11 protein-coding genes are annotated in these 11,043 nt (G+C 35.5%); 2 read left to right on the plus strand and 9 right to left on the minus strand.

The genetic code is table 11. The features are described from left to right. Window positions 1-501: 501 nt before the first annotated feature. Together BW929_RS14750 and BW929_RS14755 are read left to right on the plus strand one after the other, a co-directional pair. Window positions 502-984, plus strand: a complete 483-nt coding sequence (locus tag BW929_RS14750) for a conserved protein, permease-related protein (protein WP_076546232.1) — start codon at window positions 502-504, stop codon at window positions 982-984. Next, window positions 984-1,514 carry a permease gene (locus BW929_RS14755; protein ID WP_076546233.1) on the plus strand — a complete coding sequence of 177 codons (531 nt, stop codon included), beginning with the start codon at window positions 984-986 and terminating at the stop codon, window positions 1,512-1,514. The genes BW929_RS14750 and BW929_RS14755 overlap by 1 nt, the downstream gene beginning before the upstream one ends. A gap of 137 nt (window positions 1,515-1,651) precedes the next feature. Here BW929_RS14755 and BW929_RS14760 read toward each other — a convergent pair whose 3' ends face one another. From BW929_RS14760 to BW929_RS14800, 9 genes are all read right to left on the minus strand, one after another. Beyond that, window positions 1,652-3,232 (minus strand): ABC transporter substrate-binding protein, encoded by a 1,581-nt coding sequence (locus BW929_RS14760; RefSeq protein ID WP_076546234.1) that lies wholly within the window; start codon window positions 3,230-3,232, stop codon window positions 1,652-1,654. A gap of 12 nt (window positions 3,233-3,244) precedes the next feature. After that, complete coding sequence (locus BW929_RS14765) at window positions 3,245-4,087, minus strand: ABC transporter permease (protein WP_076546235.1); 843 nt, start codon at window positions 4,085-4,087, stop codon at window positions 3,245-3,247. A gap of 11 nt (window positions 4,088-4,098) precedes the next feature. Continuing rightward, a complete protein-coding gene (locus tag BW929_RS14770; RefSeq protein ID WP_076546236.1) occupies window positions 4,099-5,043 on the minus strand; it encodes an ABC transporter permease in 945 nt (314 codons plus the stop codon). A 221-nt stretch (window positions 5,044-5,264) separates the two neighbouring features. After that, window positions 5,265-6,188, minus strand: a complete 924-nt coding sequence (locus tag BW929_RS14775; protein WP_076546237.1) for a pseudouridine-5'-phosphate glycosidase — start codon at window positions 6,186-6,188, stop codon at window positions 5,265-5,267. Between the two features lie 50 nt (window positions 6,189-6,238). Then, window positions 6,239-7,387, minus strand: a complete 1,149-nt coding sequence (locus BW929_RS14780) for a PfkB family carbohydrate kinase (RefSeq protein ID WP_076546238.1) — start codon at window positions 7,385-7,387, stop codon at window positions 6,239-6,241. Between the two features lie 162 nt (window positions 7,388-7,549). Continuing rightward, window positions 7,550-7,906 carry a class II SORL domain-containing protein gene (locus tag BW929_RS14785; RefSeq protein WP_076546239.1) on the minus strand — a complete coding sequence of 119 codons (357 nt, stop codon included), beginning with the start codon at window positions 7,904-7,906 and terminating at the stop codon, window positions 7,550-7,552. 99 nt (window positions 7,907-8,005) lie between these two features. After that, window positions 8,006-8,563 (minus strand): rubrerythrin family protein, encoded by a 558-nt coding sequence (locus BW929_RS14790; protein ID WP_076546240.1) that lies wholly within the window; start codon window positions 8,561-8,563, stop codon window positions 8,006-8,008. A gap of 274 nt (window positions 8,564-8,837) precedes the next feature. Next, on the minus strand, window positions 8,838-10,649 hold the full coding sequence (gene typA, locus BW929_RS14795) for a translational GTPase TypA (RefSeq protein ID WP_076546241.1): 1,812 nt from the start codon (window positions 10,647-10,649) through the stop codon (window positions 8,838-8,840). 185 nt (window positions 10,650-10,834) lie between these two features. Then, a complete protein-coding gene (locus BW929_RS14800; RefSeq protein ID WP_202943528.1) occupies window positions 10,835-11,035 on the minus strand; it encodes a cold-shock protein in 201 nt (66 codons plus the stop codon). Between the last annotated feature and the right edge of the window lie 8 nt (window positions 11,036-11,043).

Below are 11,043 nucleotides of genomic sequence, written 5' to 3' on the forward strand. Positions count from 1 at the left end.
CAATCTAAAAACTCAGAACCTAAAGAGTATTAAAGCAGATGTTTTTCTAGCTGGAATCACTCAGCTTTTAACATTGATCTTAGCTGATAAAATGGGTAAACCAGAAAATATTAAATCTTTAAGATCACTAATTGCTTAGAATTTAAATCTTTTAATATCTTTTTTAAAACCTGTATTCATAGGTTCATTTTGTCATGTCTAATTTTATTAGAACATTTCCTTATTCAATTTTTTTAAATCTAAAAATTGAACTAAACCCATCACTTACAGTTTTTCACTATTTTCTTTGCCTATTTTGCAAACACCTACTAATGCTCATTATAATACATTAATTCAGTTCAAACAAATTATCTGACTAAAATTCATACTTTCTTCATAAAATATCAATTTTTTGCGATATAATTTTAAAAATTGTAATCTGTTTTACTTTTTTTCTGCTGTTTTAAACATATGATAAATATAGTGATACCCTATAAGGGTATTGTAAAGGAGGAGAAATAAATGTACACACTTTATTATATTGCAGGAATTGCAGTATTGATTTCATTTTTTGCAGATCGTCAAAAGACAGTCCAGGGTTTAAAAATCGGCTGGAAAAAGTTCTCAAAAATTCTGGGGACTTATCTTAAATTATTAATTATTTTATCTTTTATATTACTGATCTCAGACCAATTTATTATCAACTACCTGGGAGGACAGGCTCCTTTTGTTGGTCTAATTATGGGATTAATTATTGGCTCAATTACTATGATGCCTGGTTTTATTGCCTACCCACTTGCAGGAATACTGGTCTCAAGAGGTGTCAATTATATGGTAGTAGCTGCTTTCATTACTACATTAATGCTGGTTGGAGTTGCTACTTACCCCGTGGAAAAAGAATACTTTGGAATCAAAGCAACAGTATGGCGTAATATTGCTGGATTCATAATTTCGGCTATAATTGCAGTTGCTACAGGAATACTATATGGAGAGGTGTTAATCTAATGGCTAAGAAAAAAAATAATAAAGTTAATTACTATATTTTTGCTGTTTTTGCAGCCTTTATTGCTGGTTCTTATTTTTTGAATTTTAATTTAGGTGAAAAAATTGGAGCAAATTTTATGATCTTCGCCCGTGATATGGTTTCTATTCTGCCCCCAGCATTTATCCTGATTGGTTTATTTGATGTCTGGGTCAGCAGAGAAAGTATTGAAAATAATTTTGGTCACACTTCTGGTTTTAAAAAATATATCTATGCTATACTGCTGGCAGCCACCACAGTTGGAGGAACTTTTGTTGCTTTTCCTGTGGCTAATACTCTCTACCATAAAGGAGCAAATTATTCTTCAATCTTTACCTATGTTACAGCAGCTTCTTTAGTGATGATTCCGATGAGTATTATGGAAGCATCAATTCTGGGCATCAAATTTACAGCAATTAGAATTGGTGTCTCACTTCCGCTGGTTATTATTAGTTCTATTCTTTTAGGAAACTTTTTCAATAAAATAAATTATAAGATACCCAAAGCTGAATAATATGCAGATACTGTGTACCACCAAAAATATGTCGTTTTATGTAAGAAAAGCAGCAGATTTGAGGAATTTATTGACCTCTTACTGCTGCTTTTTTATTCATTTTGTACTTTAATATATAGCTACCAGTACTGGAAAAGTTATTCCAGGTAAGTGTTCCAGAAAAACGGCTGCCAGCTGCCCTTGAAATTTTTGAGTTCAGCTCTTTTAATATGCAGACGGCTGTAATCTAAAATATTAAAGTAGGGAACTGCATCCCAGAGTTTTGCTTCCATTCGCTCTACAATTTTATATCTCTTTTCCTGATCAACTTCTTTCAGCATTTCTGCAAAAATCTGATCCATCTCTCGTGATTCTTCGCTATCCCAATTGCTAATCCATTTGTTTGTACCGGTCCATCCCTGATGAATTTGGGGATCAGGAACTATTTTAATAAAGGGAGATAGATGAATATGCCAGCCTTCTTTTTTAGCTCTTCTTTCTACAACAGTGGGCCGATCAAAAAGCTGCAGTTCAACTTCTACCCCAATCTTCTCAAGCTGATCCTGAATAGCAATTGCTCCCTGTCTTTCCATAGCGTTATCCTGACCACTTAAGATGACTATTGGACTTCCATCGTAGCCTGCCCTGTCAAGAAGTTCTTTTGCTTTTTCAGGATCGTAAACTCCATAGATCCCTTTACCAGCGTCAGGAACATGCCAGGGATTTCCTTCCTCATGTAAGGCGGGTTCTAAACGCCAGAATTTAGGGTTTCCAATCATAGCATAACCCAACTCTTCAAAATCGAGTGCATATGCTATTGCCTGGCGCGCATATTTATTATCAAAAGGTGGATTAGCATTATTAAAAATCAACATTGACATCCGATCCGGATAAATAATCACATTATCTATATTAGGATTGGCTTCAAATAAAGAATACTGATCTCTTGGAACCTCCTCTGCAAAATGGAACTGACCTGTCTGTACACCAGAGACTCTCACCTGAGCATCAGGAATAAAATTAAATACAATCTTATCTAAATAAGGAATTCTTTCACCAGCAAAAAATGAACCTTCCCGAGGACTGGGACTGTAATCTTCAAATCGGGTTAAGACCAATTTCTGGTCAGGTACCCATTCCTCATATTTATATGGTCCAGTACCAACATGGCGGTCAATAACATCAGAACCAAATTCATTGACAACTTCTTCTGCTCTTACAACAAACTTCTGATTAGAAACTGGAGAAGCCAAAATATTCAAAAATGGAGCATAAGGCTCTTTAAATTTAAAACGGATATTATATTGGTCAATCTTTTCCACCCTATCAAAATATGGTGAAACAAGCTGACCACCGTTATTCAGCTCCAGCCACCTTTTAAAAGAAGCAATTACATCATCAGCATTCATCGTCTGACCATTGTGCATTGTCACATTTTCTCTTAATTTAACGTCATAAACAAGACCATCTTCTCCTATCTGGTAGCTTTCAGCCAGATGGGGAGTTAAATTAAGATTTTCATCAAATTCAAAAAGTCCTTCATATACATGATTCATCATAGCTGTAATCAGAGAATCAGTTGAATTATCACTATCCAGGTGGGCTACAGACATCTGAAGCGCTGCATTAAGAGTGCCACCATAATGGTCTTCTTCCTGAGCCAGAACATTGCCGCTCAATAACAGTGAAAAAACTAATGTCATTAAAACAACAGCCGTAATCTTTATTTTTCTCCTCATTTTTCCACCCCTCTATTTTTTTAATGTGTTCTTTAAATGTGGGTCCAACAAATCTCTCAGTCCATCTCCCAGTAAGTTTAAGGAAAGAACTGCTAAAATAATCATTATACCTGGAGCAAGTATCATCCAGGGCGCAACTACCATGTATGTCCTGGCATCTGTAACCATAGCTCCTAAACTTGGAGCAGGTGGCATAATACCAACCCCCAAAAAACTCAATGCCGCCTCATCCAAAATGGCTAAAGCAAAATTAAAAGTGGCCTGAACCATGATTGGAGATGCCGAATTTTTTAATATATATTTAAAGATTATTCTTGAATCCTTTGCCCCTACAGATCTGGCAGAATCAACATAATCCAGATCTTTAATTGATATTACAGCACTCCGAACTATTCTTGCCATCTTGGGAAAATAGGCAAAAGATAGGGCAAGGATAATATTTAATTTACCAGCTCCCCAGATAGCTGCCAGCGAAATGGCGATAATAATTCCGGGAAACGCCATCAAGGCATCCAGAATCCGCATTACAATTTTATCTATTTGGGAATAATATCCTGCCATCACTCCCACAATCCCACCAAAAATGACTGTTAGCAGCACAACTGCCAGTCCAACCTCCATCGAAGTTCGAATTCCATAAAGAATACGCGTAAAAACATCACGACCAAACTGGTCTGTGCCCAGAAAATGCTGATAAGAAGGTGGCTGAAGTCGATTGCGAGCATCATTACGAACAGGATTATAGTCTGTCAGCAGAGGAGCAAAAAGACTTAAAAAAGCAATAATAATCAGAATAATTATTGAGGTTGTGATATATGGATGTTTATATCTTTTATATTTCTTTAAAAATAACAATTTATTACCCCTTAATGATAGCGAATTTTTGGGTTTAAAAAAGCATAGCTTAAGTCAACAAACAAATTCAAAATCACATAAATAACTGCTACAAAGATAATCGAAGCCTGAATAACAGGTATGTCTCGTCGCATAATCGCATTTATCGCCATAAAACCAGTACCGGGTATCACAAAAATAGTCTCTACAATCCAGGTTCCTCCCAGCAACACTGCAAAGTTATGACCAATTACAGTAATTACCGGCAGCATAGAATTTTTTAAAGCATGTTTAAAAACAATAATTTTAGTTGATAAGCCTTTGCTTTTGGCTGTCCTTATATAATCCTGTTTGAGAGTATCAAGCATGGCACTTCTAGTCATTCTTGCAATTAGGCCTGCCTGCATAAAGGCCAGTGTTATTGCAGGTAAAATTAAATAGCGAAAACTACTAAATCCAACCTCAATAAAAGGTTCATAGCCGCTTACAGGAAACCAGCCCAATCTGACAGAAAAGACAAACATTAACATCAAAGCCAGCCAGAAGCTGGGTATCGAAATTCCTAAAAGAGAAACAGTAATCGAAAATTGGTCTAAAATTTTTCTGTGGTTGACTGCTGCCAGTATACCCAGAAGAATACCGACACTTATCCCCAGTATTTCAGCCAGAATAGCAATTAAAAAGGTGGGCCTCATCCGCTCAATCAAAACTTTTGCAACCGGAGCATTTAAATACAGTGATTCACCAAAATCTCCTTTTATTATATTTGCCAGCCATCTAAAAAATCTCATAATTAAGGGTTGATCTAAACCAAGACTCTCTTTTACCCTTGCAACTTCAGTTTCTGTTGCCATATTGCCTAATATAACACGAACCGGATCACCGGGCATCAAATTTGTAATAAAAAAAGCAATTACAGCTACAATAAAAATTATAGGAATCAAAAGCAGTAATCTTTTTATAATATAATTCCTCATTTTTTTCACTTCCTGATTATGACATCTCTGCATCTTTTAATTAATATTATCACAATAATATAAGTATATCAATCAAGAATAGTTATTATTTATATACCCTGTAATTATATCTTATCATCTGATTTAACTCGTTTAATGTCAATTTAATTACAAATTGAAAAACCACCGCTCTCGCAGTGGTTTTAAATAGTAATATCACTTAACTTATAATATTTATTTTACTAGATTTTATTTGCAAATGCTCTGGCAATTTGGGCGCCTACTACTGCGTTATTTCTAACCAGAGATATATTTGTTTCCAGACTTTTTCCGCCAGTTATTTCTTTAATTCTGTCTAAAAGAAATGGAGTTAATTCCTTACCTTTAATCTCATTTTCTTTAGCTTCAGCCAGAGCCTGTTCAATTTTCTCGTTGATTACAGAGTATTCAATCTCATCTGACTCTGGTACTGGATTTGCAATTAAAACTCCCCCCTCTAGTCCCAGATCCCATTTCGCCTTTAAAATATCAGCTGTATGCTCGGGGTTCTCTAAGCGGTAATCACAGTTATAACCACTGTGGCGGCTGTAAAAAGCAGGTAATTCTGCAGTTTGATAGCCGAGCACAGGAACACCAAAGGTTTCTAACTTTTCCAGAGTTAAACCAAGGTCAAGAATTGATTTTGCTCCTGCAGCAATTACAGCGACTGAAGTCTTTTTTAATTCCTCTAAGTCTGCTGAAACATCAAAAGTTTTTTCGGCTCCTCTGTGAACTCCACCAACACCACCAGTTACAAAGATTTTAATTCCTGCTAGATCGGCTGCAATCATTGTTCCAGCAACCGTGGTAGCACCATGTCTTTTTTCTGCCAGCACTACAGGAAAATCTCTTCTGCTAACTTTCACAACTTCATCTGATTTTCCTAAAAACTCGATTTCTTCTTTAGTCAGCCCCACTTTTATCTGACCATCAATTATACCTATTGTCGCTGGAACTGCTCCATTCTGCCTGATAATATCTTCAATCTCTAACGCGGTCTCAATGTTTTTGGGATAAGGCATTCCATGAGCAATAATGGTTGATTCTAAAGCTACTACAGCTTTACCGGCTTCAATTGCTTCTTTAACATCATCTTTAATTTCTAAGTATTTTTCTAAATTCTTCATTATTTAACCTCCAATTTTAAATTCATAAATTTAACCAAAAAACTTTATAATTACATTAACTCTGCCAGATCTGGATTACAGGTCAATTCTGATTTCACCGTCAATGCGGAAGCTTTAATCCCAAGTTCTATAGCCTTATCGATAGAAAGCTTATTCATGATCCCTGCTGCCAGACCGGCTGTAAGTGCATCTCCGGCACCTGTTGTTTCGACAATCTCTTCCATATTAATTGAAGCTGCCTGAAAATGTTTCAATTTCACCGTTTCATCCTGATGACTCAAATAATAAGCTCCATCCTTACCGGTACTAATAATTAGCTCCGGCAAATCCGCATTTTGTTTATAGAAATTTCGGACTCGTTCTATTCTATCTTTCAGGCTTAATTTTCGAGCCAGTTCAGCTTCCTCCATTGTAACAACACCCAGCACAACCTCAATTTCATCAAGATTTCCTCTTAGATAATCAAGATTAATCAGTTTGTCTTTTAATTTGAGTGCTTTTTCTACCGAAACAGCATCAGCTATTTTAATCATTTTCTTAGCTGAACAAAGTTCCAAAAGATAGCTAATTGTGCTTTCTTCCAAATTAGTATCAAAAATAACCATTGCTGAAGTTTCAATAATCTTTCTCTTATCCTGTAAATAGTTGCTGTCTATTTCCTTCAAAATTCGCATATCATTAACCGCTCCGATTAAATCCCCATCTTGATCAAGATGAGCCAGATAAACTCCTGTTTTATGCTCCTGAGCAGTGGATATCTTAAAGTGTGAAATATCAACCCCTGAATCTTTCGTCTCTTCTCTTAATTTTTGGCCAAAATGATCATTACTGATTGCTGTAAGCAAGACTACTTCCTGTCCCAAAAGTGCCATGTCCTCTGCAATGTTGCGGCCAACTCCTCCGGAGCTTTCTTCTATCCAGCCTGGACTGGAACTTCCTTTAATATAATTAGGACTGTAACCTTTTATATCCAGATTAGCTCCCCCAACAACCACAATTTTTTCTTCTGGTGCAGTAATATACCCTCTACCCAGAAGATAACCTTTATTACTTAAATGATGGATATAAGTTCCCACTGCTGATTCCGAAATAGCAAGCTTTTCGGCAATTGCTTCTCTGCTAATAGTGGCATCTTTTTTTATTAGTTCGAATACTTCTTTTTCTCTGTCAGTTAACTTTTCTATTTTGAGCACCTCCATTTTTTAAATAATTATTTAATTAAGTAAATTATTGTTTAAATAAATTATAACAGATAAATCTCTTTTTGTAAATATCTTTTTTAAAAATTTACCTATTAACGAAAAAAACCGCCCACAAGGGGCGGTAATTAAGTACTTATTTATACTATTTGTATTTATTATTTATTCAACAACTTCGATTGATTTGGAACCTTCCCAGTGACCGTGTAAATTACAGAATGCATATACATTTAAATCACAGGATTCTTCTAATTTAACAGTTAATGTTGCTTCTGCTTTCATATCTGGTGTAAAATCTACTCTGGCCAGACTTGCATAATTAGCATAAAGATCAAAATACTGAATATAGTGATCAGTTCCCATTGGATGAGTGATTTCCTTACCAAAAGTAACTTTCACATCAAAATATTCACCTTTTTTAACTTTATCAGGACACTGAATGTAAGGAACATGTTTCTTCTCCAAAGCTGTCTTGTCTTCTCCAGTATTTTCTAATTTCTTGAGATCATAGTAACCCATTTAAAATTCCTCCTTATAATTTTAGTAATTCTTAATAATCTAAACTTACTTTATAGATAATTAAAGTGAGTTAGAAAACTTTATTGACTTAACAATTAATTACTTAGTAAACTTACGGAACTTGGAACTGGGTTCTCCACAAACAGGACATTTTTCTGGTACACCATCAACTACTGTATGTCCACAAACCTGACAGATACTTACATATTCTAATTCAATGTCTTCACCTTTATCAACATGTTCTTTGGCTTCTCTATATAACTTTGCATGGATCTGTTCAGCCTCTAAAGAATAGTGGAATGAGCGAACTGCATCAGATTCTCCCTGTTCTTTAGCAACCAGACTATAAGCAGGATACATCTGCTCAATTTCGCCTTCTTCACCAGCAATAGCACCAACAAGATTTTCGGAAGTACTGCCATAACCAAATTCTCCGCCACCGGCAACTAAAAAGCCACCATCTTTATTTTCATGAGCTCTAAAGTGATTTCCAGCGTGAACCTGCTCAGCATTTGCAATAGCTTTAAAAAGCAAAGCGACATTTTCAAATCCTTCTTCTTTAGCTTTCTCTCCCCATGCTATGTAGCGTTGATAAGCCATACTTTCTCCAGCATAAGCAGAACGTAAATTTTGAGCTGTCTGATCATTTTTAACCATTTTTACATACCTCCAATTATTAATAATCATTACTGTTAATAGTATAGCATTCTAGATTCAGTTCTGTCAAGAACAATTACTGATAAATTTCAGTAAAGCAGAATACTTCCTCTTACTATATATCATTCTGTTTAAAAAGTTTTTTTCCTGCTTTTTAAAACAAATTAAGTTAAAATTTAACTTAATTTTAATAGTTTAAGTGGATTTTTAATATTATTTGTTATTTTAATCAAAAAAACGGCCAGAATTATTTCCGGCCGCAAAATTAATTATTTTATTTAGATTTACTGTTTCTAAGTCTCATTTTTTCATTTAAAATTTTCTTGCGCAATCTAATTACCGCTGGAGTAATTTCCACCAGTTCATCATCTTCAATAAACTCTAAAGCCTGCTCTAAAGTAAACTTTTTAGGTGGTGCCAGGTTAATTGAATCATCAGAACCAGAAGCTCTAACATTTGTCAGCTTCTTATTTTTACAGGCATTTACCGCCAGATCATTGTCCCGACTGTGCAGACCAATAATCATACCTTCGTAAACTTTTGTACCTGGTTCAATAAACATTTCTCCTCTGGCTTCCAGATTAGAAAGTGCATATCCCATAGCAGTTCCCTGCTGATTAGAAACTAAAACTCCGTTTTTTCGTCTGGGAACTTCACCTTTAAAAGGCTCATAACTGTCAAAAGAACGAATAAGAGTACCTTCCCCACTGGTATCATTGATAAATTCACTTCTGAAACCAATTAAACCTCTGGTTGGAACTAAATACTCTAAATGAACATAATCTCCTTCTGGCAGCATGGACTGCATAAGACCTTTGCGCTGATTCAATTTGTTAATTACAGTTCCAGAATATTTTTCCGGCAGCTCAACCATTACTTTTTCTACTGGTTCATGTTTTTTTCCGTCAATTTCTTTCATTAATACTTCCGGTTTAGAAACAGAAAGCTCATAGCCTTCACGACGCATATTTTCCAGTAGAATTGAAAGATGCAGTTCTCCCCGACCGGAAACTTTAAAAGCCTCTGTGTTTTCAGCCTTTTCAACTCTAAGACCAACATTAACCTCTAATTCTCTTTCCAGCCTTGCTTTAAGATGACGGGTAGTTAGATACTCACCTTCCAGGCCGGCAAAAGGAGAATCATTTACCAAAAAATACATAGCCAGAGTTGGCTCAGCGATTTCAATCATCGGCAGTGGATCAACTTTGCCGGGATCACAGACTGTCTCTCCAATTGAGATATCCGGAATACCTGCAATAGAAACAATTTCTCCACTGCGGGCTTTATCAATAGCATTCTGATTTAACCCCTCATAAACTGAAAGTTTGGTTATTTTCCCTTTTTCAATTGAACCATCCCTTTTGGAAACTTCAACCTGCTGTCCATCTTTAATGGTACCACTATAAACACGACCAATACCAATTCTTCCTAGATAATCATCATAGGCCAGATCATAAACCTGCATCTGAAGTGGCTCCTGATCTAAATCTGGATAGGAATCTACACTATCAATAATTGTTTCAAAAAGCGGATCTAAATTATCACTCTCATGATCAAGTTCATAGAAAGCCTTGCCTTCAACTGCGATTCCATAAATCACAGGAAATTCTAACTGATCGTCATCTGCTGATAGTTCAATAAAAAGATCAATTATCTCATCATGAACCTCTTCGGCTCGCTGATTATTTTTATCAATCTTATTAATGAAAACAATCGGCTTAATACCTTTTTCCAGAGATTTTTTGAGCACAAATCTGGTCTGAGGCATTGGACCTTCAGAAGCATCTACAATTAAAATGGCCGAATCCACTGCCTTGATAACCCGCTCCACCTCTGAAGAAAAATCAGCATGACCGGGAGTATCCACAATATTTATTTTGACACCATTATGCTCAATGGCACAGTTTTTAGAATAAATTGTTATTCCACGCTCACGCTCAAGATCATTGCTGTCCATTATACAGTCCACAACTTCTTCGTTTTCTCTAAAAACTCCACTTTGATTTAAAAAAGCATCAACCAGCGTTGATTTCCCAGCATCAACATGAGCAATAACCGCCAAATTTATTATTTCTCTTTTATCCAAACTAAAAACCCTTTCTCTTATAAAGTTAAATTTAACTTCCTTATTTTTTACTGCTTAATTTGACTTAATTATTTAAAAAAATATAAAATATTTATATGATTTCTTTGCTAGCTAATAGAAAAACCCTGACCACTTAAAAAAGTAATCAGGGCTTACAATTCTTGATTATAAAACTTTTATATGCTTTATAACTTAACGATATTAGCAGCTTGTGGGCCGCGGTCGCCTTCTACGATTTCGAATTCTACTTCCTGACCTTCTTCAAGGTTTTTGAAACCGTCTTCCTGAATTGCTGAGAAGTGTGCGAACACGTCGTCTCCGTCTTCTCTTTCAATAAATCCAAAACCTTTTTTCCCATCAAACCACTTAACTGTTCCTGTGTAAATCATTAAAT

The organism is Halanaerobium kushneri, assembly GCF_900156285.1.
In the GTDB taxonomy this organism is placed as follows: domain Bacteria; phylum Bacillota; class Halanaerobiia; order Halanaerobiales; family Halanaerobiaceae; genus Halanaerobium; species Halanaerobium kushneri.